Source organism: bacterium, assembly GCA_040753085.1.
GTDB lineage: Bacteria > UBA9089 > JASEGY01 > JASEGY01 > JASEGY01 > JASEGY01.
Map to the genome: position 1 here is coordinate 13,340 of JBFMHI010000013.1, position 25,264 is coordinate 38,603.

Here is a 25,264-nt window from a genome sequence, read left to right on the forward strand (position 1 = left end):
AAGATAATGGAGACCAAAGAAAGAGAAGTTACCTTATTAGTTAATGGGAAGCCTATCCCCTTGAATCCCTTTGTCAGTCGAATAATAATTAACATAGTAATGGGTATTGTCTCTTCTCTGAGGGGCACAGAGGAGGCCAAAGAGGTAAAGCTAATCATCAAGTAACTCGATGGATATGATGGGCGGATATGGCAGGGGCCACCAAGTAATCGGTCAGCGGTTATCAGGTTAATAGTAAATATAGATTTCCATATCCGGTCTGGTCTTCTTGTGAAGATGCCTAAAACCACGCTCAATGTCTATCTCGGCCGGATAAGTCAAGGTTAGCTTATGCTTATCCCCTTCCTTTTTCTTAATGATTTTAGAGGGTGGATATCGAAGAAAGGGCTGCTCTTCCAGGTTTGCCTTGGGATTGACTAGCCGCACCCCAAATAATATCCTTGGCCCGGCTTCTACCGTAGTTTCTACTACCTTTGAGACCTTGTATTTTCGCACATTCCGATCGAAATAGACATTAGATTTCATGATTACCTCTCTATCAGTCAGCTCTTCCTGGAGCAGTTTCAAATTTTCCTCTCTCCATTTCTGAGCGGGGCTTAGTTCTTTAGCTGAATCAGATGGAAAAGCCATCTCAACCCTCCTTTAAAATAAGCCGCTATCCGTCCTCTATTGTTTCCCCATCCCTATCCGCTGGGTGCGCTGGAAGATTTTTCCTTCGGTCTTAATCGCTGGGGCAATAATAAGCTCAGTAAGCTGCATTTCACGGATGTCCCGGGCCCCACATATCCCCATCGCCGACCTCAAGGCCCCAACAAGGTTTTGCGAACCATCATCCAGGTGGGCTGGACCGTAAAGGATTTCTTCTAACCTGCCCGTCGTTCCCAAATGGATTCGGGTCCCCCGGGGGAGATTTTGATGGGGGGTAGCCATCCCCCAATGATACCCTTTACCCGGCGCCTCTTTAGCCTTGGCAAAGGCCGAACCAACCATCACGGCATCAGCCCCGGCGGCAAAGGCCTTACAGATGTCTCCGCCCACACTCATACCCCCATCAGTAATAATGGGCACATATTTCCCCCTCTTTTTGTAATGAAAATCCCGGGCGGCCGCACAATCGGCCGTGGCGGTTACCTGGGGGACTCCAACCCCTAAAACCCCCCGGGTGGTGCAAGCCGTTCCCGGCCCTACACCTACCAGAAGTCCATCTATTCCCGTGTCCATAAGTTCCAGGGCACTTTCATAAGTGACACAGTTACCCACTATCACCGGGATAGTCATTTTCTGGATGAAGCTTTCTAAGTTTAATACCTTATGAGTAGAGGAGATATGTCTGGCCGTAATTACTGTCGCTTGAACCACAAAGATGTCTGCCCCAGCCTCAGCCGCTATGGGTCCAAAACTCTCAGCCCGCTGCGGAATAGCTGAAACACAGGCCCTTACCCCCGCTCGCTTGATTTCTTCTATCCGGTGACCAATCAATTCTTCCTTGATCGGCTCCTGATAGATTTGCTGGAGGATGTTGGTGGCTTCCTCTGGCGTAGCCGTAACAATTTGGCCGATAATTTCTTCGGGATTTTGATACCTGGTTTGAACCCCTTCCAGATTAAGCACCGCTATCCCGCCTAATCGCCCCATCTCGATAGCAAATCGGCAGTCTACCACTCCATCCATGGCCGCCGCCAGGATGGGAATTTCGATCTGGTCATCTCCAATCTGCCAGGTTATATCTACCTCATCCGGATCGAGCGTAACTAATCCCGGCACCAGGGCGATCTCATCAAACCCATAACATCGCCTGGCCTTCCGACCTCTTCCTACCCACATACCCATGTGTCTTATGCCTCCTTGTTTAGGTAATTATGGGATGGTTCACCTTACTGTGAAAGCTTGCGGCTAAATTAGAAACCCGTTTTTTCCGAAAAAACGGGTTTCTGATCTCGTGTAACCCGAGTAGGTTGCCCCGAATTATTGAGGAAGATACGAAGGACCCGCAAGGTTTCACAAGAAAAATGGACGATTTGAACCGTCCCGTAATTATCAATTGTAACTACTCAGGTAGATAGGCTGAAGGCTTTTAGGGATAGCCTTTACAGCCTATCCGCCTGAATAGGTCTTAAATTGCTTGATTCGAACATTGCGGGATAATTGAACTTCAGCCTTCAGCCTATCTACCTGCAATTAACCATTACTAATGATTAAATGGCCCTACCGCCAAAGTCACCCCGACCACTTATCTTTGGTGATGGGTTGTTTGGTGCCTGGTAGTCTGGTAACTATCAGACCATAGACACCCAGCCCCCGACACCAGACTACCAGACAAACTGGTTTCTGAGTGAGTTGGGCGGTATAGCGTTAAATCTTTTTCACCACCTGTCCCAGAACTCCACCCAGACTATGACTGGCCTTAGCCACCGCCTGATAAAGGTAATGAAGCTTCTCCTTATCCCTGGTTACATCCAATCCTTTATCCGGCCTTAGCCGTTGGAGGACACCTTGGATACTTCCCGAGATAAGCCTGGTACTCATCGCTTGATTTATCTGATTATTGATCTCGTTCAATCGCCTATAGTCAGAATTGTCCCGGAGAATACCTAAGGCCTCTTCACATATATCTTTGACCTGAAAGGCCTCTTGGATAATCGTCCTTATATCTCTTCTTAGTCGCTCAAGCTGTGGTTTAGGCCGATAAATTTCGGCCTCTTCCAAAATTCCTTTTATATCCAGGGGTGCCTGACAATATTGATCTATGGCCTCAGCCAGGTCCATAATAAGCACCCCTTCCTTCAGTATTCCTCCCTGAGTGGCATTAATACATGTGGCCTTTGTCCGGGCAATCTCCCAATGAAACCATTCCTGATAGACCGCCAATTTTTTGTGCGTAGGCACAGACTGGCCGTAGATGTCTTTCCTCCAGATAAACTCATCCCCGATATACTCCCGATGTTTCATCTCGAGGGGCGCCCGGCCGGCCAATTCTTTAGCCCACTGTTCTTCATAAGACCCACCCGAAACAAAGGCACGGTTATCCGGGAAAGAAAGATCTTGCCCGACAAAGATAATGGGATCCGCCCCAATTTTTCGGGCCAGATCAAAGGCATAAGTAGCCACCGAGCCTCCCCCTTTTAGAGAAATATAAGGCTCTTCTCTCAGGTATTCCATAATCCAATCCATTAATATATGGCCATGCGAGGCAATGAGCTTAAGGCCTGAGAAATGTTTAAAAATTCGAGGATAGCAAACCGAGTCCGCTACTAAGGCCACATCATTCAGGTCAAGCCCTCTAAAATGGTGATAATTCTTCACCTGGGCATCAACCGTAATCACTATATCCGGCTTAATTCCCCGCTTCAGGACCGCCTTGAGGGCCGTATCAACGGATATAAGAAGGGCCTTTCCCCTGGCCATAGCTAAATCTTGAATATTCTTATCTAAGGAGGGGCCAGCCGAGATAATGATGGCCGGTTGATCAGGGAATTTACCGAAAAGGGAATCAAGGGGAGGGTTGCTGATGATCTCAGGGATATTGTCCAGGATATTTTCCTGCCACAACATACCAAAAGAGCTCAGGCTGGCCAGATTCATCAGCCCTGCCTCCAGGACACCCTTTATCAACCCCATCACTTTTCTGTAGTAAGCCGGTTCCAAAGAGAGACTCGGCCTATGCTCGATTACCTGAACTAATTCCAAACGATCCAGGGTAATAATTTCTCCCAGATAGTCAATTATCCGCCCATTCTCTTCTCCAATAAGTAGCCTCAGATGAGGAGATTTTAATAAGCCGGTCATATCCCTGGTTTCTAAAGCCACCTTAAATAGATCCAGATTAGGGTCTATCACTACCAGCTCGGTGTCCTCTTTGATCACCGAACAGATCTCTTCCGCCAGGTAACCCAGGCCAAACCCCAGCACAATAATGGCTTTTTTGTTTTCGAGTTCATATTGAGACAATATCTTTTTGGCCTCTGATCGAGGGTCATAAGGGCTGTGTATTGAGACAGCCTTCTCTTTTCGATCAATTACCTTAAGGGTCGGCTCGCCTTTTTTAGATGGTTCTACTATGGCCCTGGCGATGGTAATAACCCCTAATCGGCCTTTTAATCTTTCATCTAAGTAGCTCAAATTGTCTTGATAATAGTTCATTTATTGATTTTATGTGCCCACCCTAACCGAATCGGTAATTCCCCTAAGAACAGCAATAGCCGAGAGAACAGCCAGGTAAGATGTCTTAGGATTAGAAGGGGCAGGGAGATTTTCACATCTACTAATTATCCGTCCAAAATCTCCCTCAACCTGGATTTCATGCACATTTCGCCTTAGATTCGGATCAGCCACGATCTCGACTTTAGTCTGATCTGCGCCTATCCCAGCCAGGCTAAGGGTAGCCGCCACATTGATATTAGCCGGAAAGTGCCGGGCGGCCTCCAGGGCATTTCCTTGAAAGATTACTTTAGGCTGGCCAATATTATCCAGATCTATGCCCTTCTCCACCACCCAGGGTGCACCCTTCAAACCGGCTGGCGGCTTACTGGTTTTTAAACAGACCGAGCTAATTCGACCTCTCCCAGCCGCTTTTACGGCATCTAGACCGGCCATGGCGCCAGAAGGGATAAAGATTGGTACCCCTTGATCTCTGGCTGATTCCACTAAATCCAGCCTCTCCAATAATCCACCGGTGCTCATTATCAAGGCCGCCTTCTTTCTTGATATAGCCGCACTAACTACCTCCGGCACAACCTGGGCTGAAGCGGCCTCGACCACTAAATCAACTTCGTCGGCTATCTCCTCTAAGGACTTAATCTTTATTTGAGATGAAAGCCGGCCGGCCAAATCTCTGGCCCTCGTCTCGATTATATCGTTCACCGCCGCCAGCTCCATCCCCTCAACCTCATAAGTTATCGCCTCAGCTAATCTGGCGCCAATAGTGCCACAACCGATCAGTCCCACCTTAATTCCCTTCATTATTCCCTTAGCCTTTCGATCAATCGCTCCAGATCTCCCGCTGAGTAATACTCTATTTCGATCCGGCCCTTATCTCGGCCGGGCTTAATCCTTACTTTAGTGCCCAGAATTTCTGTCATCTCCTCTTCAATAGCCACTATATGGGGATCCCTCTCGACAGAGACGGTTTCACGTGAAACCTCAGGGCTGGTCAACTTTCTGACCAATTCTTCTGTTTTTCGAACCGAGAGCTCCTGTTTGATGATCTTGTGAGATAGTTCCACCTGCATGGCCTCGTTAGCCAGACCCAGGATTGTTCTGGCATGCCCCATCGAGAGCACCCCACCCGCCACCTGAGCCTGAATAACGACAGGTAGATTAAGAAGCCTCAGTGAATTGGTAATAGTAGAGCGGTTCTTGCCCACCTTTTGGGCCAACTCCTCCTGGGTAAGGGTAAATTCATTGATCAGTTGTTGGTAGGCCTTCGCCTCATCAATAGGGTTCAATTCCTCTCGCTGGATGTTTTCAATCAGGGCGATCTCTAAGGCCTCTCCGTCCGAGACATCTTTGATCACCGCCGGAAGTTTTTCTAATCCAATCTCCTGGGCAGCCCGCAACCGTCTTTCACCAGCAATTAACTCATATCCCTCCCCCTTAGGACGAACCACCACCGGCTGGATAACCCCCTTCTCCCTCATTGAGGCAGCTAATTCCCTCAACTTGTCCAAATCAAACTCATGTCTGGGTTGATACGGATTGGGAGTTATCGCCGCTACCAGGATATCTCTGATCAGCCCACTTTCTCTTGGAGGCGCCGCCTCTCCTTCACTTTTCTCAGGAAGGGACTCCGTCGCCATCGGACTTTCTTTGGGATAAACACCCGTCTCCGCCTCCCTTTCCTCTAAAGGAGACTCAGCCTTCACCTCACCTCTCCAAACGAAATCTTCCATTACCTTTTCGCCCCCCTTTCATAAGTTTATGGGTAACCGGTGTCTGGTAGTTTGGCCAACATCAGACTACCCAACACCCGACTACCCCTTACCAGTTATGTATCTACTCAAAATCAAGTTAAAAAAGTAAGCTCATTACAGATTATAGTGCTATGGGTTAAGTTTCATCTCCTTTTGTCCTGACAGCGTCGGCATAAGAGCTTCCCCCCCTTGATGGGAGGGGTTAGGGGAGGGTGAAATAACAAAATCTGCTATATAATTACCTATAGGTTCTTGTCTCCTGAACTTAAACCCTTCCAACTGTTTTGATCTCAATTGTCTCCATAGTAACATCTCTGCACTGGTAGCTCTTTTTCTAAGGTTTTTAGCAAGAGTAATAATATTGCCCACCCATTTCACCCTCACCCTATCCCTCTCCCATCAAGGGTGAGGGAATTTTGCTTTGTCTCCCAACTAACTGCTTAACTTAGTTTTGAGTAGTTACCCAGTTATTGGCCTCTTGTGAGAGATACCCGGTCGGCGGGGGTACCTGGTGGGGGTCTCCCCTACCTTTTCGATAAGCACCAGGTGCCTTTTTTGGTGAATAACCGGCAGAGTGATCTCCCTTATCTCTTCCAGTTTCCCGCCTAAAAGGCCTATGGCCCCTCTGGCCGCTTCGACTTCTGGTGTCACTTCTCTTCCCTTCATGGCCAGAAACCTCCCCCCTATTTGCAAAAAGGGGAAGGCCAGTTCCACCAGAACATTTAAGTGGCTAACCGCTCTGGAGAGAACAAGTTCATACCTGGCCCGCTGGGTTTTATCCCGGCCGTATTCTTCCGCCCGTCCCCATAATATCTTCACCTCAGGAAGTTCCAGCACACCCTGGAGATGTTCCAGAAACTCAATCCGCTTTCGCTTGGAATCCAAAAGAGTCAAATCTATCCGAGGTTGGTAAATAGCTAAGGGGATCCCTGGAAATCCTGCCCCCGTCCCCAGATCAAGGACTTTAAGCCCGGGGTGCAAAGAGACTGCCTTCAAGCAGGTCAGTGAGTCAATAAAGTGCTTAAGGACGACCTCCTCCGGTCTCTCGATGCGAGTTAGATTAATCCGCTTATTCCAACTATTTATCTCTTCCAGATAGAGGATAAACTGACCCACCTGATAATCGCTTAAGGCGCAATCCAATAAGGCGGCCGCTTCTTTTAACAGTCGAGTTGTCTTACTTATCAACGGAGAATACTCCCTTTATACCACAGGCGGCCGGTGAAGTCAAGCATAAAAACGGGTTAAGTAGTTAAAAACTTAGGGAAGATGCGCTTCTATCAGCCTCTCCAGTCTATTCCGGTAAATGAGATCGAAGAGATAACCCTTCTCCGGAAAGAGGGTCACGGTCCATTTACGGCATCCTTCGATTAGTCTCTCTGCTTCAGGGCGGCTTAGGCTGCCTGACTTGATAGTCGCCCCGGCCAGATCGACCATTATCCGTAATCTTCGAACCCGCTTATCCTCTTCCAGGATTTCTTCGGCCAGGTTCATTTCTTCCTCCTTTCCCCTCACGCCGCCTATCGCCGGCTGACCTCGGTGAATCTTTGGCATCGGCTCGCTCATAATAGCCCATGTAATCGTTCACCACAGAGACACTGAGACACGGAGAATGATTTTAGATTTTTCTCAATGTCTCTGTGTCTCCGTGGTGAGGTGAACGGTTACAGCTCATCTTATCTTATCCTACCAGAGATCCCTGCCTCGACTTTTCCCCGGCGAAGGCGTTCCAGATAGACCAGCAGGACCGAGATATCGGCTGAACGCAGACCCGGGATGCGGACGGCCTGCCCCAGGGAGATAGGTCTTATTCGGCTCATCTTTTCTCTGCCTTCATAAGAAAGCCCCCCTATCTGATCATAGTCAAGATCAGGCGGAATCAGCCTACCTTCCAATTTTTTAAATCTCTCCACCTGAACCATCTGGCGGTTGATGTAACCTTCATACTTGATCCTGGTCTCCACCTCGGTCCAAACCCGAGCTGAAAGATGCCGACCATTTTGACCGATCTTATCCAGATCCTGATAGGCTACCTCCGGTCGCCGAAGGAGTTGAAGGAGGTTAATAGGCTCCTTCAACTCTACCCCCAGAGGCCTTACTTCTCCAGGGTTAACCCGCGTACCGTTAAGCCTGATTATTTCCTCTTTCACCTGAGCCTCTTTTTCCTGAAGGCCGTGATAGCTTTCCTCTGAAATCAGCCCAAATCTGTAGCCGTAGGGCATCAATCGGGTATCGGCATTGTCCTGGCGAAGCAGAAGTCGGTATTCGGCCCGGGAGGTGAACATGCGGTAGGGTTCGCTCACCCCTCGGGTAACCAGGTCGTCGATAAGGACACCGATATAGGCCTCGGATCTATCCAGAATAAAAGGCACCTGGCCCCTCAGTTTTAAAACGGCATTGATGCCGGCCATAATTCCCTGGGCGCCTGCCTCCTCATAGCCGGAGGTCCCATTTATCTGCCCGGCAAAATAAAGGTTCTCGATTAATTTTGTCTCCAGGGTGGGCTTGATCTGGGTAGGTGGGGCAAAGTCATATTCGATGGCATAACCCGGCCTAATCATTCTGGCCTCCTCTAAGCCAGGGATGGTCTTAAGAAACCTGATCTGCACATCTTCCGGCAGGCTGGTGGCCAGGCCATTGGCATAGACCTCGGTGGTCTCCCTCCCTTCCGGTTCCAGATAGATCTGATGTCTCTCCTTTTCCGCGAACCGCACTACCTTATCTTCTATGGAAGGACAGTATCGTGGTCCCACTCCCTTGATTCGGCCGGCATAAAGAGGCGAACGATCCAGGTTTTCTCGAATAAGCTGATGGGTCTTGGGGTTGGTATAGGTAATAAAACAGGACACCTGCACCTGGGTGATCCGCCCGGTCTTATGGGAAAAGGGCACCGGCGGATCATCCCCTGGTTGGGCCTGGAGCTTAGAGTAATCGATGGTGGTACCATCAATTCTGGGGGGGGTGCCTGTCTTGAGTCGCCCGATTTCAAATCCCAGCTCCTTCAAATTATCAGAGAGACCCACCGCTGGCAACTCCCCCCCTCGTCCGCCAGGGAAAGATATCTCTCCGATATGGATCAAACCGTTGAGGAAGGTCCCGGTAGTCAGGATAACGGCCTTAGCCTTATACCGCAGGCCGGTCTGAGAGACTGCCCCCACTACCTGCCCCTTATCCGTTAAGATCCTGGTAGTCATAGCCTGGACCACATCCAGCCCCGCCTGCCCCTCCAGAACCTGCCTCATAGCGAACTGATACCTTTTTTTGTCTGCCTGGGCCCGGGGCGAGTGGACCGCCGGTCCCTTTTTGGTATTAAGCATCCGGAACTGTATCCCGGTCCGATCGATATTCCGCCCCATCTCACCACCCAGGGCATCGATCTCCTTGACTAATTGCCCCTTGGCCAGGCCACCAATGGCTGGATTACAGGACATCTGGGCAATGGTATCCAAATTCAGGGTGAGAAGCAGGGTGGCTGCCCCCATGCGGGCCGAGGCCAGGGCCGCCTCACAACCGGCATGCCCAGCCCCAACTACGATTAAGTCATATTCCTTAAAGTAATACATTAAGTCTCTCCAAATAGCGGCCATTGACCGCTGGTGGCCATTGGCCCGCGTCGTAAGTGTTTGCCAGACAAGGCCCTCCCTCTTCATGTTTCACGTGAAACATGAAGTCCCCCTGTAATCGTTCACCACAGAGACACTGAGACACGGAGAATGATTTTAGAAAAAAGCACTTACAGGGCAAACAATTGGGTCAGCAATATGAAGTTTATAGGCATTTAGGCTCTGGCTTATTAGAGTCAGCCTACGAAGAATGCCTTTGTCATGAACTCTATTTGCGTGGTCTAAATTTTGAACGACAAAGACCTCATTAAGAGACTTGTCCTTTAGATTTTTCTCAGTGTCTCTGTGTCTCCGTGGTGAGGTGAACGGTTACGTCCCCCTTAATGTTCCCCGTGAAACCCTAAGGGAGGCAGGCTTAGCCTAGACGAGTTATTTACCGATACAGAAGTTGGCGAAGATACGATCCAGGATATCTTCGGTAACCGTTTCTCCTGAGATAAGCGCGACCTGGTCGGCAGCCTCCCTGAGGTCAAGGGCAATAAGTTCTGGCGATCCCCTGTCGGCCACTGTCCTGGAGGCTTCCTTCAAGCTCCTGGCCGCCGAGGCCAGGGCCTGTTGGTGGCGAAGATTACTGACCATCAGCCCCTCGCCGACCACTATTTCACCGCCCAGGACGGTCCGGGCCACAGCCTCCCTTAGATCATCCAGGCCGGTCCGGTGGATAGCCGAGATATGGGTTGATCTATGGTTAGGCAGTAATTTCTCTAACTCCTCAACCTCGATCAGGCGGGGGCAGTCACTTTTATTTAAAACGACGATTCCCTTTCGCCCTTTAACCTGGGAGATGATCTCTTTATCCTCGAGGGTAAGTCGAGTGGAGGCGTCCAGGACAAGGAGGATTAGATCGGCCTGCTGGAGGGATCTTTTGGTTCTCCGCAGTCCCTCTTCTTCCACCATATCTCCGACGGGGCGCAATCCAGCGGTGTCAATGATCCTTAAGGGGATACCCTTAAGATTTATTATCTCTTCAATGGTATCCCGGGTGGTACCAGGGATGGGGGTAACTATGGCCCGGTCTTCCCCCAGGAGGGCGTTTAGGAGGCTTGATTTTCCGACATTAGGCCGGCCGACAATAACCGTGGCCAATCCTTCTCGAATAATCCGGCCGCCTTTGGCTGTTTCCACCAGCTTAATCAACCGTTTTTGGGCCGTCATTATCCTTTCGGAAAGTTCTGATTCCTTCAGAAAGTCGAGGTCTTCCTCAGGAAAGTCTATGGAGGCCTCCACCTCAGCCAGGAGGCTGATTAATTCCTCCCTAATAGATGAGACTTCCCGGAAAAGATCGCCTTCCAGGTGGTGAAGGGCGATCTTGGCGCCGGCCTCGGTCTGGGCCCGAATAAGATCAATGACGGCCTCCGCCTGGCTCAGGTCTATGCGGCCATTTAAAAAGGCACGCCGGGTGAACTCCCCTGGTTCAGCCAAGCGTGCCCCCAATCTTAAGGTTAATTCCAGGATCGATCTTAAGGGAATAATCCCTCCATGTCCGTTGATTTCCACCACGTCTTCTCGGGTATAGGTTTGTGGCGCCCGCATCACCGTGAGAAGAACCTCATCCAGGCTTTTTTTGTTTAAGGGATCTATGATTCGGCCGTAGTGAATGGTGTGAGAGGGGAAACGAGAAACCCTTTCTGGGCCGTGGAATATCTCTTCGGCGATAGCAATGGCCTGGGGACCGCTTAAACGAACGATGCCGATGCCTCCCTCCCCTAAGGCCGTAGAGATAGCTACAATGGTATCATCAAACATTAGGCCGCTGATCCCTCTCTTTGGGGAGTGATGACAATCTTGCGGTATTTTCCTTCGCCCATACTCCGGGTGGTTACCTGGCCATAATCCTGGATGGCCAGGTGGATAATGTGTCTTTCATGAGGATTCATTGGTTCCAGGGTAACTCCCCGCCCACTTTTGATCACCCGATCGGCTAAACGGTGAGCCAGATCAGTGAGGGTCCTTTCTCGGCGTTCCCGGTAACCCTCTACATCCAACATAATCCTGGCTCGAGGTCCTTCTTTCTTTTCTTTATTGATAATAAGATTAACCAGATACTGAAGAGAGTTAAGGGTTTGGCCTCTTTTCCCAATTAAGACTCCACTTTTGTCTCCCTTGATATTCAGGACGATTTTTTCTCCCACTTCTTTTGTCTCCACCTTGGCTTCTATGCCCATCAGATCGAGGATGCGCTGAGTAACCTCTTGAGATAATTCTTCGCCATAGTCTTCTACACTCACCTTTACCTTGGCTTTTTTGGAGCCGACCAGCCCAAAGAGTCCTTTGCTTCCCTCGTCCAGGATTTCAATTCTGGCCTTATCCCTGGATATCTCCAATCTGGCCAGGGCCTTTTCCACGGCCTCCTCCGGTGTATTTCCTTCTTGTTCTAAAACCCGTTTCATAGCTATTTCACCTCCCTTTTCAATCTTGGATGGCGGATTTTCTACCAGCCGAAATCCGCCCTTGTGTCTTAGTTCTTACCCACACTTCGGTTGATCAAATACTGTTGCCCAATAGTAAGGATGTTTTGAACCAGCCAATAGAGAACCAGTCCCGAGGGAAAAGAGAGAAACATAAAGGTGAAGATAATCGGCATAAACATCATCATCCGGGCCTGAGTCGGATCGCCGGCCGGGGTCATTCGCTGCTGAATGAGCATAGAGATGCCCATCAGGATAGGGAGGACATAGTAAGGATCCTTGGCCGATAGATCCCTTACCCAGAGAATAAATTCTGCCCCCCGAAGTTCTATGGCCTTGGAGAGGGTGGAATATAGGGCAATAAAGATGGGCATCTGAAGCAAGAGGGGTAGACAACCTCCGATGGGGTTGACCTTGTGCCTCTTGTAAAGGGCCATCATCTCTATATTTAACGCCTCTCTATTCTTTTTGTGCTTCTCTTTTAATTGGTTTAATTGGGGCTGGAGTTCCTGCATGGCCTTCATCGACTTAAAGCTTCGCTGGTTTAAGGGATACAGGATAATTTTTATGGCTACGGTGAGAAGAATAATCGCTATGCCATAATTGCCACTGATCTGATGGAAGAAATTTAATATCTTCAACATTAAAAGGGCCAACGACCACAGATCAAGCAGCTCTCCGGTGCCTTCGGCCAGCGAGATCAGGCGGTCATGTTCCCTTGGTCCCCCATAGATCCTGAATTTAAAAGATTGCTTCCCCTGGGGGGGGATGAGTATGGGGGGGATAGTGGTCATCATGCTGAAATTCCCCTCCCGGTCAAGCTTGAAGGTGGCTTCAGCCCCTGGCCCCGGAGACTCGGGTATAATAACCGTCAAAAAATATCGGCTTCCCTGGGTAATCCAACTCACCGGAACCTTGATATCCTTTACCTCATCTTGGTGGGGCATGGGTTCCAATAGGCCGATCGCCGTTAAAATCCCTTCTAAGAAACCTCCTCCGCCATAATCAACCTTGACCATTTTCCCCCCAGAATAATAGGCCTGGTTGAGTCCTCCCCAACTATGTCCTTCTTTCTCCCGGGTCGGAATATAGACTCTGCCTCCCTCTAAACTGAGTCCAGCTATCTTTACTTCTTTAAGAGAACGGTTAGTGGCTTCCAATTCTAAATCAACTACGTAAGTGCCGGGTTTAAAGGAAAGCCTCTTGGAAAATCTCACGCCTGGAAACTCATCCAGTTGATAGATGAACTCCCTCACTTGGTGGTCATGGAGATAGAATTCATTTGGAATGAGTTCTCTGCCACCCAGTCTTACCCCTAAAGGGAAATCCTCCTCCGGATAAGGAGGGACAAGATCAACTAATTTATCGCCCTCTTCTTGGTATTGATTAGGTTGCCAACTCTTCACTTCGCCTCTGGGGGTTAGTTCGATAGAGAGCAGGTCAGTCTGGATAAATCTAGCCTTTTCCGGTATCTCAATCTCCTTTTCTAAGACCTTCGAAGTGGGTGGAGCCGGTGGAGTCGGGGAAGCAGCCGGTGTGGGGGCCATCTCTTCAGAGGTGGCTTCCACGCCTGTTTTTCCTGTTTCTTGTTGGGGTGGTGGAGAAAAATAGTAGTTGAAAAAAAAGAGAATCACGGCTGAAATAAATATAGCTAAAATTAGTCTCTTTTCCATAGTTTTGTTCCTTCTTGTCCTGGGCGTGGCGACCTGGGCCAACCCATAAGGCGGCATGACCGTAACCAAACCATCCTCGATGCTCGATGCTCGATCCTCGATGCTCGATACTCGAGGCTGGATACGGGATCCTTTACCAGCATCCAGTATCCAGCATATCCAGCCTCGGGCATCGAACCTCCAGCATCGGGCATCGAGGATCGAACCTCCAGCATCGGGCATCGAGGATCGAGCATCGGGCATCGAACCTCCAGCATCGAGCATCGAGGATCGAGCATCGGGCATCGAACCTCCAGCCTCGGGCATCCAGCATCGAGCATCGAGCCTCTTTAAGCTGGATCATACCCGCTGGACCCAAGAGGATGGCATCTGGCCAACCGTTTTAATGTTTGCCAGGCTCCCTTGATTAAACCGTATTTTTGGATAGACTGGTAGGCGTAGGTAGAACACGTGGGGATAAACCTACAGTTAGCTAAAAAGAGAGGTGAGATACATACCTGATATATCATGATCAACTTAAGGATTATAACCTTGATCATTTCCCATCATTACCTTGGCTCGTTGGCATAAGGCCAAAAAATATCTTTGGGTACCTTCAAAATCCAGTTCAATAATCCCTGGTCTGGCGATAACTACCAGTTCGAGGCCAGATTTAAATTTATATTTATTGGTTCGGTATATCTCACGCAGCCTACGCCTTACCTTGTTTCTGACTACGGCCTTGCCTATTTTTTTACTCACCACAAAACCTATCCTTCTTCCCTCTCCCTTCCTCAAGACATAGATAATCAGGAATTGATTGGCAAAGGATCTCCCTTTAGTAAAAACACATTTAAAGTCAGCCGAAGTCTGGAACCTTTCTTCTTTTCTGAACCTAAAGGATCTCATTCAGACAGCCAGCCTTTTTCTACCTTTGGCCCGACGCCGGGCAATAACCTTCCTTCCGGCTTTGGTACTCATTCTATACCTGAAACCATGGGTTTTAGCCCGCTTTCTATTGTTAGGTTGGAATGTCCGTTTCAAGTTATCTTAACCTCCTTAATCAAGAAAGCCGCCTCTCAGCTTAAAGGCGGATTAGCCAAATTCAATGAAAGACTAAATACCAGTAGATAGTATACCCTAATCTGATTTTAATGTCAAGTGTTATTTACTCAGGTCACCGATAAAGAAGGCGAGGAACATATACCAGGCCGAATTCTCTGGCCTGGCGCCCTAATGGTTAATTGTCTATGATCGTATCCCCCATTACTCTTCTCGTTGTGTAGCTTTCGAATAGACCATAGCCGTGGTTCGGTAAAGCATGTGGGCCAGCTTGGAATAAGGGGCGTAAAAGAAGAGGAAGAATACGGAGACTAAGTGGATGAAATAGATGGGGTAGGCTAAGATGGCCAGGCCGGCCAGCCGCGTTAGTTCAGCTAAGATTCCTGAAACGGCCACCACACTCACCACGCCGATGAATAACCAGTCAAAATAAGTCCCAGGCCCGGCCTTATCCTTGTTATTAAGCCTGTTGACCATGACCAGAACAATGCCCATAATAAGTGTGAGGGCGCTTATATTGCCGATTATTTTCAAGGGACTTATTAGGGAATAAGGTGAGGGTTTCCCTAATATGTACAAATAGAAGAGAGCTAAGGCGGTGGTAATGGCCAGACCTATGAAAGAGTAGAATACTAAGAGGTGGGCCGTGGACCTGGATTGGTTCACCTCACATTTCTTAAATCTGCGGTGGGTTAGTATTTCAGTTACGGCTGAAATAAGACTGGCGAAAAGACTTGTCGGGGGATTTGGTTGTTTAGAATTAGCTATCATATCTCTCCAGAACCTTGAAATTCCGATCAGGAAGGCCAGGGCAGCAAAGGCCGCGGTAGGCATAAAAATAGCATCAATGTACTTAACCTGGACAAGGTTGGAGAAGACTATCTCCCCTTCAACTAAATTCATATTCCCAGGCAGGGAGAGGACAGCCAGAAAGAGGATGACCGGCCCGACGATAAGAAGCGGCAGATATTTTATTTGGCCTACGGCCTTTCCCAGAAATCCAGGAAAGGCGTAGTGGGCGATAGCTGATTTTCTTATGGCCCCGATGATCTCGCCTGGCTTGGCCCCTCGGGGACAGTAGGCCGTGCAATCGCTGCACTGATGGCAAAGCCATATATCCGGATCGCTTACCAGCTTATCTTTCATTCCCCACTGGGCCCGGATCATTTCTTTCCGGGGAAAAGGGCTGTCATCAGGAGCTAAATTACATACTACCGAACACGTGGCGCATTGGTAGCATTTTTTTAAGGACTCCCCTCCAGAATTAATTACCTCTTTAATGAAACCTAAATCCGGTTTTACATCTATCATCTCTTTATACCTCCTGAGTATTTATTTCCTGCTTCTGCCTTCCAACATCTATGGAAGATACTCCAGGTCGTTTAAGTCCTTATGTCTGCCACAGGCTTTCTTGTTCACCTTGAGATATGGTAAGCTAATGAAATTAACTTCCACCCCATCCACTACGTCAACTGTCCGTTCCGCATAGCATGTCTCAAATGTCACCCCTGAAATGGTGGTCAGGAGTTCTATTCTCACGGGAGGCACACCCATTCGGATGATTTTTTCGTCTTGCAAAAACAAGTCGGTGGTTAACTCCGGGACATCAAATCCAAATTTCTTTAATACGGCCGTTATCTTTTCCGCATTTTGCGGATGGATGGCCACCCAGATATCTATGTCAGCCGTAGCCCGGGGGTAACCATAATAACCGACCGCATACCCTCCAATAACTAAGTACTTAACTTGATGTAAATTGAGCAACTTCAAAAACTCTTTGAAATCGGGTGGAAGATGGGTCGTAGCCATAGATAATTTGTCGCATCAGTTCCAAGGCCTGCAAACGCTTCTGAGGGGTTTTAGAAAGCCAATAGGCCTTTTCGTCTGATTCATCCCAAAGTGAAGCCACGGAAAAGGCTGTTTTATCCATTCTGTCGAGGGAATTTATGGTCTTCATAAGGCAAAAACCCCTTCTGTGCCTAAAACTCCTTATAAGGATTAGGCCCTATCTCGTCTATTTTCGCCGCAAAGTCATCGATTATCCCCGGCAACCGGTCAAACTCATTTATGGAAAGCTCCAGGCTCCGAATCCTTTCAGCTTCCAGGACAAGTCTATTCAGTGTCTCCTGGACTTTGGGGATGCGGTAGTTGGCCAATTCACTCCCCTTGACAAAATGGCACTGGTAATCATCGCCGTGTTTGCATCCTAAGAGAAGTATTCCATCAAAGCCTGCTGACAGGGCATCGGCAATCCAAACCAGATTGATTGAACCCAGGCATCTCAAGGGGATGACTCTCAGGTAGGGGCTGTAACTAAGCCGGTTGATCCCGGCCATATCCAGGGCAGGATAGGCATCATTCTCACAGGCCAGGCAGAGTATACGGGGCTTTTCCTCGTCTTCTTCAGGCACTTCAATGGCCTTGATCATGGAAGCGATTATATCAATGGAGTAATTCTTGAAGTTGATTATTCTCTCTGGACAGGCGCCCAGACAAGTGGCGCACCTTCGACAGCGGGTCAGGCTGGGGATGGGGTTGAACTTTTCGTCTTCATTAATGGCCCCAAAAGGACACTCGACCGTGCATCGCTTACACTGGGTGCATCGCTGCATAAAGAAATCCGGATAAGAGGTGTCGCCTACCCTCGGATGCACGGCTTTGCCTTGAGCGGTAAGTTCCACGCATTGAATGGCCTTCAGGGCTGCGCCCGCGGCATCTTCCAGGCTGGCGGCCGTATCCATAGGGGCCCTGACACAGCCGGCGGCATAAATACCGGTCCGCCTGGTTTCGTAAGGGAAGCAAATAAAGTGAGAGTCAGGAAAGCCGTACTTCAAGGCCGGAAGCTCGGGTCCCTGCCGGTAATCAAGGTTCAGGGTGTTTGACCAGATGATAGTATCCGGCGGCGCGCCCTCCTCTTCTTCTTCTTTCTTAGCAGGCTCCGCCGGCTTTTCAATCTCTTCGGATTCCAGAGAGGTAGACGGAACTATGCCTGTGGCCAGGACAACCATATCCACCTCAATCCTGACATCTTCACCCAAAAGGGTATTAGTTACCTCCACGGCTAAATTCCCTCCTCCGGCTTCCTTTATGTCCGCGATTTCTCCTTTGGTAAGGAATATCCCCTCGTCCTCCTGCACCTTCGCATAGAAATTCTCATAGTGCCCGGGTGTGCGCATATCCTTATAAAATATATAGACCAATGCCTCTGGATTTTGCTCCCGGATATAGGTGGCCTGCTTGAGCGAGGTAAGACAGCAGACCGATGAACAATAAGGCAGGTGGTTCTTATCCCGTGAACCGGCGCACTGGATAAAGGCAATGCTTTGGGGCTGTTGGCCATCAGAAGGCCGTTTTATCCCCCCATTTGAGGCCATCTCTTCCAGCATCACATTGGTGATGACATTGGGATATTTGCCAAAGCCAAGGTGGTCCAGCTTAGAGGCATCGTAGGGCTGCCAACCGGTAGCCAACACAATGCTGCCTACTCTGAAGTCGGTCGTATTGCCCTTCTGTTCCAGGGTGACATCAAACACCCCCGGCCCCCCTGCGATCTTCTTCACTTCAGCCGAGGTGTAGATCGTGATATTCGAGGTGGTCTTAACTTCTTCAATTCTGTCTTTAATATCGGATTGTTCCAAATCCTGATATGGGGCGCCTTGGGGGAGTTCCCGGTGTAGTTTATTAGCGAATCCACCCAACTCCGGCCTTTTTTCTACCAGGATGACTTCAGACCCGGCCCTGGCCGCCTCAATGGCCGCCGTTACACCGGTTATCCCGCCGCCAACCACCAGAATGGTTTTAGATATCCCCTCAGCTAAGTAAGGTTCCGGTATCTCTGACTTCCTGGCTTTAACCAGCCCCATCCTCAGATAGTCTTCGGCCAGCATTTGAGTGTCTTCATCCTTGGGCGGGTGACTCCAGATAACCTGCTCCCGCAGGTTAACCCTTTCCATAATCGAATAAGAGGGATCAAAAACAAAGGTCTCGCTATGTACCCGAGGGGAACAGGCCGCAATGACGATTGTATTTACACCTGCCGCCTCCATATCATTTTTGATAAGCCCCACCCCTTCTTCACTGCACAAAAAGGGATGCGTCTTACAAACCGGCGCCTTGTATTCCGAGGTAGCTACCTTGGACAACTTCTCCATGTCCAGGGCTTCACCGAGTCCACAGCCTGTGCAAATATAAGCACCTATTTTTTTATCCATTTACTAACTCCTTTCGAGGCATTTGACACCCTGGATAGCCCTAAGCGCCGCTCCGGTGGCGTCACGGTTGGCGGCGGCCACATCCGACGGCCGTTTAGCCACCCCAGCCGCATAAATTCCTTTACCGGAAACGACAAAGCCATTTTCGTCACAAGTAACAGGGAGGTTCGGTCCCACTGGGGTGGGAACCATACCGGTGGCCAGAACAACCAGATCAGCCGTTACCCGGCTTTTCGTTCCCGGCAGTATATCTTCCGCCTCAACCGTAACGTGTCCTGTGGCCGGATCTTCAGTAACCTTAGCCACCTTTCCTTTTACCAGCGAGACATTTTCGTCTGCTTGAACCTTGGCATAGAAGTCTTCATACTTGCCCTGGGCGCGAATATCTATGTAAAATATATGAACCTTCGCCGCAGGATTTTGCTCTCTAACATAGGTGGCCTGTTTCAAGGAAGCTAAGCAGCATACAGCCGAACAGTAGGGCAAATGGTTTTCGTCACGGGAGCCGGCACACTGCACAAAGACCACGCTTTGAGGTTCTTGGCCATCAGACGGACGGACGATCTTGCCCTTAGTCGGTCCGTTAGGTGCGGCCAGCCGTTCCATCATCACATTGGTGATCACATTTTTACAGATCCCAAATCCAAGATTGTCAATCTTAGCTGCATCATAAGGCTGCCAGCCGATGGCCATGACAATCGAGCCAACTTTTAGATGGACACTTCCGGCCGGCATATCTAAATCAATCGCCCCGTATTTACAAGTATCCACACACGCTCCACACTTGATACAGGCCTGCTCATCAATGACATACCTCATCGGATAGGACATTTCATGGGGAAGATAAATAGCCTTAGTGTTATCTAGACCATAATTAAATTCATTCGATCTTTCCGCCGGACAGGTTCTTACACATTCCCCGCAGGCGGTGCATTTTTGGTTAACATAGCGAGGATTCAGCTTGACCGTAACCTCAAAATCACCTTCCTGGCCAGAGATATTTTCTATTTCTGCCATGGTGAAATGCTTGACCTTTGGGTTTGGTCTGAGGCGTTTCAAGTTTATCTCCAGCCCGCAATAGGGGGGACAGAGCTTGGGAAAGTATTTATTCATCTGGGCTATCCTCCCACCCAGATAAGGATTCTTCTCGACCAGGTAGACATCATAGCCCACCTCAGCCGCCTCAATAGCCGTGGTTATTCCGCTGATGCCTCCTCCCACCACTAAAATGCTTTTATCCTTTTCTGGCATAATATTCCTCCTAAAAAATAACTTTTATCCTCCCCTGACCTGCACCGCAGGATATTGAGGCACAGCAAGGTATGGCTCTGGCCAATGTTGGCTATGTTCCTCTAAAAAGTGGTCGTCTTGCTCAGAAACATCGGCAGAGATATAAGCCTCGTTAGTGACGTGTTTGGTAAGGCGATAACGCTTTACCCAGATATGACTACGGATAAAACGGATACTGGTCGGTTTAGACATATCTATCTCCTTAGCCATATCTGGGCACCCAAACGGCCAACTCCCTCGTAAAAGAACTCCAGACGCCCCTTTGAGGCGTCTGGAGTTATCGAGATCAAGCCAGCTCAAATCAGTCTGAAATCAACTGCTTGTATTCCTTCTTAAGCACGCTCCACTTTTTGGTCTCCGGGTCGTATTTGGAGTTGACAAAGCACTTCCAGTTCTCCTCATCGACCAGGTCAAAATCGGCCCGGTAATAGAATCCGGGATATCTGGACTCTTCTCTGAAGAGGATATGTCTGAGGTGAGACTCAACGGTCCAGATACGGTGATAGTTCTCCCAGGCCCTCATCAGCTCGTGGAGGTCACCGGCCGCCATCTTTTCCGAGTCTTCTCTGGCCATCTCGAGAAGATTCATGGCCGTTTCCAGCATAGTTTTATTGGTGACATATTGAGTAGCGCATCCGCCGCCATATTCGTCGGTGATCTTTACCAGCCTTAACAATAAGGCCTTCGGCTTGATATAATTAGGATTGACGTCTGCCGCGGTGCTGTAGTCTTTAAATTCATGGTAACGCTTAACCGGGGCATAGATTTCATCTGCCAGCTTCTGGGCACTATCCTTCAGGGTAGGCGTAAAACCGGCATTGTCCCGGACGTATCTGGCCATAGCCTTGGCGGCAATTCTTCCTTCCGCATGTGAACCGGAGGAGAACTTGTGACCTGAGGCGCCCACTCCATCACCGGCGGTGAAGAGTCCGTTGACCGTAGTCATTCGGTTATATCCCCAATCCCATTCTTTGGGGGCGATATCCGACGGACCGCTTACCCAGATGCCGCAGCAGCCTGAGTGTGAACCTAAGAGATAAGGTTCGGTGGGGACAAGCTCGGATTTCGTGTCCTCGGGGGCGATATTCATACCTGCCCACAGCCCGGCCTGACCAATAGTCATATCAAGGAAGTCTTCCCATGCCTCGGCCTCAAGATGCTTTATCTCCTTCTTGTCCTTACCCTTGGAGAGTTCGGCCAGAGCCGTAGGGGTATCCATGTAAATAGGGCCGCGGCCTTCTTTTATCTCGTGAAGCATCAGATGGTTCCTCAAGCAAGAGGGAACCACTTTTGAGGCGCCGTAAGGCAAATATTGCTGGAGCATTTCTTTGTTTTTGACCATGTAATCTTCGCCCAGGGCATTGATGGCCTTGGATTTGAACAGCAGGAACCAGGCGCCGACCGGTCCGTATCCATCCTTAAACCTGCTCGGGACGAAGCGGTTTTCCATCATAGTCATTTCAGCGCCTACCTGCATGCACATAGTGTAGGTGGAACCGGCATTCCAGACCGGATACCAGGCCCGGCCCATCCCCTCGCCTGTGGAACGGGGCCGGTAGACATTCACCGCGCCGCCGCAAGCCACCAGCATGGTCTTGCACTTGATGACATAAACCTTATTTTCCCGGGTGCTGAATCCAACCGCGCCAGCGATGGTATTGGGCTTGTTGGCATCCAGGAGGAGCTTGACAATAAAGACCCTCTCTAAGATATTGTCCATACCCAGGGCGGCTTTGGCGGCTTCAGCCACGATCGTCTTGTAGGATTCTCCATTAATCATTATCTGCCACTTGCCGCTTCTGACCGGCTTGCCGCCTTCAGCTAAAGGTGTGACACCTTTGGCCCCATCCACGGCATGACCGTCTTCAGTCTTCCAAATAGGAAGTCCCCACTTTTCAAAGAGATGGACTGAATCGTCCACGTGCCTGCCCACATCATAGATCAGGTCTTCCCGGACGATCCCCATCAGATCGTTTCTTACCATTCTGACATAATCATCTGGGGTATTTTCACCCAGATAGGTATTGATGGCCGAAAGACCCTGGGCTACAGCGCCGCTTCTCTCCATGGCGGCCTTGTCCACCAGGAGAACTTTGGCGTCAGGGGCCCACTTCTTTATTTCGTAAGCTGCTCCACAGCAAGCCATCCCCCCACCGACAATTAAAATATCGGTTTCCAGCTCTACTATTTCCGGGTTCAGAGTAGCGGGAAGCTCACCTAACGGTTGATTTGGTAATGCCATATTATTTCCTCCTCGTTAAAAAAAGATTTTTGGCTGAAGCGATCAAACCGGTTTGATCGCTTTAATTCAGAAGACAAAACCCCGCCAAGTCAGGCCTTGCCCTGCCAATAGGGATTTGATTAATCAAATCCCTCCATTAGAAAGTGGAGAGGGTCTTACCCGCCTCTTCCTCAGTAAAGAGGGCCTGGCTTTCCAGGTCTTTTCCCCTGGCCGCCTGTCTTCCATCAATGGAACCTTCAGGGGTGGTTCTGATCGGGAATTTGAATCGTTTCAGGGTCCCGTTTCTGAATTTAATCGTCCACATAACTGAATCGGTGCTTCTCAGCGGGATAACACTGCCGCCTAAAGGCACGAAGTCGGAATAGGCCCTTACCTCTATAGCCTGCTGAGGGCATATCTTAACGCAGCTATAGCACTCCCAGCATGCATCCGGTTCCTGGTTGTATGCCTTCATCGCCTCTTTATTCAGCGTCATCAGATCATTAGGACAGATGTACTGACAGGCTGTTTTGTCCTGCCCTTTACAGCCGTCACATTTTTCGTTGATTACAAAACTTGGCATTTAATACCTCCCTTTCTCATTTTTTGGATGGCGGATTTCGGTCCCGCCACCGTTAAACTGTCATTTCGGAATCGGTTCTAATATTCCTGATTCCGCCTTCTACTTGCCCCGGCCCCTCACCTCCTCTCATTTCGGATAGTCGCCGGCGAACTGCCTTCTGTGGACTGTGGACTATAGTTACTCCTTCCTTTCCAAAAACTTTATAATATTGGTCAGGGCATTATTGACAGGGGTTTGAATACCTACTTTTTTACCCCTGGCGGCAATAGCCCCGTTAAGGGCCTCGATTTCCGTTTTTCTGTGATTCATAATATCCTGTAACATGGGGGAGAGATGTTCCGAAGTTCTTTTGCAGATAGAGAAAAGATCCTCATAGGGGTCATCATAGATGAGTTTCTTGCCGTAGGCCTTGGCTACCTCCATACCTTCTTCTATAATAGTGGTTAAAAGGGAAACAGAGGCCATCCGATCCAGGAGTTGACCATTTTTTACCTGAAAGATGGCGGTTAATGAATTTATCCCTGAATAAACAATGGCCTTACTCCAGATATGTCCGATAATATTATCAGAGATTTCAGTCTCAAGCTCTGCTTCTCGAAAAGCTTGAAGTATCTGATGCACCCTTGAGGTCTTTTTTCCGTCAATCTCACCGATAATGGTAGTTCCCCGGGCAGTATACCTTATCCGGGCTGGGCTTAAAAGTGTAGAGCCATTATAGGTGATGCCGCCCAGAATATTTTGAATCGGCACAATGGCACCGGCTTTTTCTAAATTCTCTAATCCGGTCTGCAAGGTCAAAAGAGGCACATCTCCCTTTATCAGGTGAGATATTCCCCGAACCGCCTCCTCTGTATCAAAAGATTTTACACATAAGAGGACAAGATCACAGGCTTGGATCTCCTGGGGGTCTAAAGTGGAATTAACCGGGGTACAGGTTGTTTCTTCTCCCTCGGTGATAGAGATTCCGTGCTTTTTTATGGCTTCAACCAGGTCCTTATCCTTATCCAACATCCACACCTCATGCCCGGCCTTAGCCAGTCTCTCTCCAAAAAGACCACCTATCGCCCCTGAACCTACCACGACAATCTTCATTTTCTGCCCTCCCTTTTTGATTTCGGATGGCGGATTTTTCAGCCTTGTTCATCGCCAATTGGTATCAACTCCGCCCTCATTTGGAACACAGATTACCCCCCTCTTTTTCTGATTGGACAGATGAAAATAATTCCCGAGGATTTATGTAATCGGTGAAATCTATTGCCTTGTCAAGTTAGTATTTGTGGGTAGAGCCTCTTTTCCCCCTCACCCTACCTCTCCCCTCAGGGGAGAGGGTAGGGTGAGGGGGATTGCTTCTACAAGAGACCAACCTATCAAATCAAATCTGACAGGATACTAGCAGCCTGTTGGAGTGGTTAATTCTCCGACAAGATTTGCCCTAAATATAGGGGGTATTCTCCTGCATACTACAACATATAGTGGTCTGGCCGCTTGTGAGATATCCTCTCCGACAGGCTGCTGGGTGCCTCTTTTTATTTGGCTGAGTAGTTACGCCGATTTTTCATTCCGCCATCCGCCATCACTTGGCCGGTTCGACTACCCAGACAGTACAATTCTTTGCCTCCCTGACCACTTTTTGAGAAACACTGCCATAAAGAAACTCTTCGGCTTTAGAAATCCCTCTTCGGCCAATAACCACGGTCCCAAAGTGTTCCCTTTCGAGGTAGTCAAGGATACTTTCAGCCGCTGTATCGTGTCTGCCTTTATCTATTTCAATCCTGATCCTTTCCGGGTTAAAACCGGCCTCAATAAAATCATTCTTTACCTCTATTAATATATCCTTCATCTTTTTTAACTTATCTTCATCAGAAATTCCTCTGAGCTTCTTTTCTTCGTTAGATTTAGCCTTTGGAACCACGTGGAGTAAAAGCAACTCAAACCCTCTGTCTTGGCTCCCCAAGATGTAACGCACATAATTTGAGGCTGCTTTGTAATCTATGGAATCATCTATCGGGATAAGTATCTTGTTCTTTTTCTCTGTAGATTTCATCTATTCTCCGTATCTACTCAAAATCAAGTTAAAAAAGTAAGCTCATTACAGATTATAGTGCTATGGGTTAAGTTTCATCTCCTTTTGTACCGACGACAGCGTTGGCATAAGAGCTTCCCCTCCCTTGATGGGAGGGGTTAGGGGAGGGTGAAATAAACAACCCTCTCTTATTGTTGCTAATACCCCATCTATATTTCTTAATATAAGGTTTTTAGCAAGAGTAATAATATTGCCCGCCAATTTCACCCTCACCCTATCCCT

General features: G+C 48.9%; 27 protein-coding genes and 2 pseudogenes. 2 read left to right on the forward strand and 27 right to left on the reverse strand.

What is annotated here, in order from left to right:
* The first annotated feature begins 6 nt into the window (after positions 1-6).
* Positions 7-165 (forward strand): hypothetical protein, encoded by a 159-nt coding sequence (locus AB1797_03010; GenBank protein MEW5766583.1) that lies wholly within the window; start codon positions 7-9, stop codon positions 163-165.
* A gap of 63 nt (positions 166-228) precedes the next feature.
* Here the strand turns inward: AB1797_03010 and AB1797_03015 are convergent, their stop codons facing one another.
* The 9 genes and pseudogenes from AB1797_03015 to mnmG form a co-directional block, all read right to left on the reverse strand.
* Positions 229-630 (reverse strand): hypothetical protein, encoded by a 402-nt coding sequence (locus tag AB1797_03015; protein ID MEW5766584.1) that lies wholly within the window; start codon positions 628-630, stop codon positions 229-231.
* A 36-nt stretch (positions 631-666) separates the two neighbouring features.
* A complete protein-coding gene (locus AB1797_03020; GenBank protein MEW5766585.1) occupies positions 667-1,830 on the reverse strand; it encodes a GuaB3 family IMP dehydrogenase-related protein in 1,164 nt (387 codons plus the stop codon).
* A 522-nt stretch (positions 1,831-2,352) separates the two neighbouring features.
* Positions 2,353-4,140 (reverse strand): 6-hydroxymethylpterin diphosphokinase MptE-like protein, encoded by a 1,788-nt coding sequence (locus AB1797_03025; GenBank protein ID MEW5766586.1) that lies wholly within the window; start codon positions 4,138-4,140, stop codon positions 2,353-2,355.
* Positions 4,141-4,149: 9 nt separating this feature from the next.
* Positions 4,150-4,959: an aspartate dehydrogenase gene (locus AB1797_03030; GenBank protein MEW5766587.1), complete on the reverse strand. Its 810-nt coding sequence runs from the start codon at positions 4,957-4,959 to the stop codon at positions 4,150-4,152.
* Positions 4,959-5,888: a ParB/RepB/Spo0J family partition protein gene (locus tag AB1797_03035; GenBank protein ID MEW5766588.1), complete on the reverse strand. Its 930-nt coding sequence runs from the start codon at positions 5,886-5,888 to the stop codon at positions 4,959-4,961. Before AB1797_03035 ends, AB1797_03030 begins: the two co-directional genes overlap by 1 nt.
* 243 nt (positions 5,889-6,131) lie before the next feature.
* Positions 6,132-6,278 (reverse strand): annotated as a pseudogene (locus AB1797_03040) (DUF559 domain-containing protein).
* A 90-nt stretch (positions 6,279-6,368) separates the two neighbouring features.
* Positions 6,369-7,097, reverse strand: a complete 729-nt coding sequence (gene rsmG, locus AB1797_03045; GenBank protein ID MEW5766589.1) for a 16S rRNA (guanine(527)-N(7))-methyltransferase RsmG — start codon at positions 7,095-7,097, stop codon at positions 6,369-6,371.
* 72 nt (positions 7,098-7,169) lie between these two features.
* Positions 7,170-7,463: a hypothetical protein gene (locus AB1797_03050; GenBank protein MEW5766590.1), complete on the reverse strand. Its 294-nt coding sequence runs from the start codon at positions 7,461-7,463 to the stop codon at positions 7,170-7,172.
* Between the two features lie 122 nt (positions 7,464-7,585).
* Positions 7,586-9,472 carry a tRNA uridine-5-carboxymethylaminomethyl(34) synthesis enzyme MnmG gene (gene mnmG, locus AB1797_03055; GenBank protein MEW5766591.1) on the reverse strand — a complete coding sequence of 629 codons (1,887 nt, stop codon included), beginning with the start codon at positions 9,470-9,472 and terminating at the stop codon, positions 7,586-7,588.
* A 185-nt stretch (positions 9,473-9,657) separates the two neighbouring features.
* On the opposite strand from mnmG, the pseudogene AB1797_03060 reads away from it, so the two are divergent.
* A pseudogene (locus AB1797_03060) lies at positions 9,658-9,774 on the forward strand (GxxExxY protein).
* A 127-nt stretch (positions 9,775-9,901) separates the two neighbouring features.
* Here the strand turns inward: AB1797_03060 and mnmE are convergent.
* From mnmE to AB1797_03150, 18 genes are all read right to left on the reverse strand, one after another.
* Entirely contained in the window at positions 9,902-11,278 is a 1,377-nt protein-coding gene (mnmE, locus tag AB1797_03065) for a tRNA uridine-5-carboxymethylaminomethyl(34) synthesis GTPase MnmE (protein ID MEW5766592.1), read from the reverse strand.
* Positions 11,278-11,922 (reverse strand): RNA-binding cell elongation regulator Jag/EloR, encoded by a 645-nt coding sequence (gene jag / locus AB1797_03070; protein MEW5766593.1) that lies wholly within the window; start codon positions 11,920-11,922, stop codon positions 11,278-11,280. Before jag ends, mnmE begins: the two co-directional genes overlap by 1 nt.
* 68 nt (positions 11,923-11,990) lie before the next feature.
* Positions 11,991-13,613, reverse strand: a complete 1,623-nt coding sequence (yidC, locus tag AB1797_03075; GenBank protein MEW5766594.1) for a membrane protein insertase YidC — start codon at positions 13,611-13,613, stop codon at positions 11,991-11,993.
* Between the two features lie 133 nt (positions 13,614-13,746).
* Entirely contained in the window at positions 13,747-13,971 is a 225-nt protein-coding gene (locus tag AB1797_03080) for a hypothetical protein (GenBank protein MEW5766595.1), read from the reverse strand.
* Positions 13,943-14,152 carry a membrane protein insertion efficiency factor YidD gene (gene yidD / locus AB1797_03085; GenBank protein MEW5766596.1) on the reverse strand — a complete coding sequence of 70 codons (210 nt, stop codon included), beginning with the start codon at positions 14,150-14,152 and terminating at the stop codon, positions 13,943-13,945. The genes AB1797_03080 and yidD overlap by 29 nt, the downstream gene beginning before the upstream one ends.
* Complete coding sequence (rnpA, locus tag AB1797_03090; protein MEW5766597.1) at positions 14,130-14,501, reverse strand: ribonuclease P protein component; 372 nt, start codon at positions 14,499-14,501, stop codon at positions 14,130-14,132. The genes yidD and rnpA overlap by 23 nt, the downstream gene beginning before the upstream one ends.
* The gene (gene rpmH / locus AB1797_03095; protein ID MEW5766598.1) at positions 14,502-14,636 is read right to left on the reverse strand and encodes a 50S ribosomal protein L34; all 135 of its coding nucleotides are present in this window, start codon (positions 14,634-14,636) and stop codon (positions 14,502-14,504) included.
* Positions 14,637-14,858: 222 nt separating this feature from the next.
* Positions 14,859-15,965, reverse strand: a complete 1,107-nt coding sequence (gene qmoC, locus AB1797_03100; protein MEW5766599.1) for a quinone-interacting membrane-bound oxidoreductase complex subunit QmoC — start codon at positions 15,963-15,965, stop codon at positions 14,859-14,861.
* Between the two features lie 48 nt (positions 15,966-16,013).
* On the reverse strand, positions 16,014-16,418 hold the full coding sequence (locus tag AB1797_03105; protein ID MEW5766600.1) for a hypothetical protein: 405 nt from the start codon (positions 16,416-16,418) through the stop codon (positions 16,014-16,016).
* A complete protein-coding gene (locus tag AB1797_03110) occupies positions 16,396-16,611 on the reverse strand; it encodes a hypothetical protein (GenBank protein ID MEW5766601.1) in 216 nt (71 codons plus the stop codon). The genes AB1797_03105 and AB1797_03110 overlap by 23 nt, the downstream gene beginning before the upstream one ends.
* Positions 16,612-16,633: 22 nt before the next feature.
* The gene (locus AB1797_03115; protein MEW5766602.1) at positions 16,634-18,865 is read right to left on the reverse strand and encodes an FAD-dependent oxidoreductase; all 2,232 of its coding nucleotides are present in this window, start codon (positions 18,863-18,865) and stop codon (positions 16,634-16,636) included.
* A gap of 3 nt (positions 18,866-18,868) precedes the next feature.
* The gene (locus tag AB1797_03120; protein MEW5766603.1) at positions 18,869-20,116 is read right to left on the reverse strand and encodes a CoB--CoM heterodisulfide reductase iron-sulfur subunit A family protein; all 1,248 of its coding nucleotides are present in this window, start codon (positions 20,114-20,116) and stop codon (positions 18,869-18,871) included.
* Between the two features lie 24 nt (positions 20,117-20,140).
* Positions 20,141-20,365, reverse strand: coding sequence for a hypothetical protein (locus AB1797_03125; GenBank protein MEW5766604.1), 225 nt, complete (start codon positions 20,363-20,365; stop codon positions 20,141-20,143).
* Positions 20,366-20,456: 91 nt separating this feature from the next.
* Positions 20,457-22,397 (reverse strand): adenylyl-sulfate reductase subunit alpha, encoded by a 1,941-nt coding sequence (gene aprA / locus AB1797_03130; GenBank protein MEW5766605.1) that lies wholly within the window; start codon positions 22,395-22,397, stop codon positions 20,457-20,459.
* A gap of 136 nt (positions 22,398-22,533) precedes the next feature.
* Entirely contained in the window at positions 22,534-22,959 is a 426-nt protein-coding gene (aprB, locus tag AB1797_03135; GenBank protein MEW5766606.1) for an adenylyl-sulfate reductase subunit beta, read from the reverse strand.
* 177 nt (positions 22,960-23,136) lie between these two features.
* Positions 23,137-24,051 carry a 2-dehydropantoate 2-reductase gene (locus AB1797_03140; protein MEW5766607.1) on the reverse strand — a complete coding sequence of 305 codons (915 nt, stop codon included), beginning with the start codon at positions 24,049-24,051 and terminating at the stop codon, positions 23,137-23,139.
* Between the two features lie 481 nt (positions 24,052-24,532).
* On the reverse strand, positions 24,533-25,003 hold the full coding sequence (locus AB1797_03145) for a universal stress protein (GenBank protein MEW5766608.1): 471 nt from the start codon (positions 25,001-25,003) through the stop codon (positions 24,533-24,535).
* A gap of 60 nt (positions 25,004-25,063) precedes the next feature.
* On the reverse strand, positions 25,064-25,264 hold a 201-nt coding region (locus AB1797_03150; protein MEW5766609.1), incomplete at its 5' end, for a hypothetical protein.

Coding starts and splice junctions, on each gene's coding strand:
- AB1797_03010 (MEW5766583.1), top strand. CDS start 7: ATGGAGACCAAAGAAAGAGAAGTTACCTTATTAGTTAATGGGAAGCCT.
- AB1797_03015 (MEW5766584.1), bottom strand. CDS start 630: ATGGCTTTTCCATCTGATTCAGCTAAAGAACTAAGCCCCGCTCAGAAA.
- AB1797_03020 (MEW5766585.1), bottom strand. CDS start 1,830: ATGGGTATGTGGGTAGGAAGAGGTCGGAAGGCCAGGCGATGTTATGGG.
- AB1797_03025 (MEW5766586.1), bottom strand. CDS start 4,140: ATGAACTATTATCAAGACAATTTGAGCTACTTAGATGAAAGATTAAAA.
- AB1797_03030 (MEW5766587.1), bottom strand. CDS start 4,959: ATGAAGGGAATTAAGGTGGGACTGATCGGTTGTGGCACTATTGGCGCC.
- AB1797_03035 (MEW5766588.1), bottom strand. CDS start 5,888: ATGGAAGATTTCGTTTGGAGAGGTGAGGTGAAGGCTGAGTCTCCTTTA.
- AB1797_03050 (MEW5766590.1), bottom strand. CDS start 7,463: ATGCCAAAGATTCACCGAGGTCAGCCGGCGATAGGCGGCGTGAGGGGA.
- mnmG (MEW5766591.1), bottom strand. CDS start 9,472: ATGTATTACTTTAAGGAATATGACTTAATCGTAGTTGGGGCTGGGCAT.
- mnmE (MEW5766592.1), bottom strand. CDS start 11,278: ATGTTTGATGATACCATTGTAGCTATCTCTACGGCCTTAGGGGAGGGA.
- jag (MEW5766593.1), bottom strand. CDS start 11,922: ATGAAACGGGTTTTAGAACAAGAAGGAAATACACCGGAGGAGGCCGTG.
- yidC (MEW5766594.1), bottom strand. CDS start 13,613: ATGGAAAAGAGACTAATTTTAGCTATATTTATTTCAGCCGTGATTCTC.
- yidD (MEW5766596.1), bottom strand. CDS start 14,152: ATGATCAAGGTTATAATCCTTAAGTTGATCATGATATATCAGGTATGT.
- rnpA (MEW5766597.1), bottom strand. CDS start 14,501: ATGAGATCCTTTAGGTTCAGAAAAGAAGAAAGGTTCCAGACTTCGGCT.
- qmoC (MEW5766599.1), bottom strand. CDS start 15,965: ATGATAGATGTAAAACCGGATTTAGGTTTCATTAAAGAGGTAATTAAT.
- AB1797_03110 (MEW5766601.1), bottom strand. CDS start 16,611: ATGAAGACCATAAATTCCCTCGACAGAATGGATAAAACAGCCTTTTCC.
- AB1797_03115 (MEW5766602.1), bottom strand. CDS start 18,865: ATGGATAAAAAAATAGGTGCTTATATTTGCACAGGCTGTGGACTCGGT.
- AB1797_03120 (MEW5766603.1), bottom strand. CDS start 20,116: ATGCCAGAAAAGGATAAAAGCATTTTAGTGGTGGGAGGAGGCATCAGC.
- AB1797_03125 (MEW5766604.1), bottom strand. CDS start 20,365: ATGGCTAAGGAGATAGATATGTCTAAACCGACCAGTATCCGTTTTATC.
- aprA (MEW5766605.1), bottom strand. CDS start 22,397: ATGGCATTACCAAATCAACCGTTAGGTGAGCTTCCCGCTACTCTGAAC.
- aprB (MEW5766606.1), bottom strand. CDS start 22,959: ATGCCAAGTTTTGTAATCAACGAAAAATGTGACGGCTGTAAAGGGCAG.
- AB1797_03140 (MEW5766607.1), bottom strand. CDS start 24,051: ATGAAGATTGTCGTGGTAGGTTCAGGGGCGATAGGTGGTCTTTTTGGA.
- AB1797_03145 (MEW5766608.1), bottom strand. CDS start 25,003: ATGAAATCTACAGAGAAAAAGAACAAGATACTTATCCCGATAGATGAT.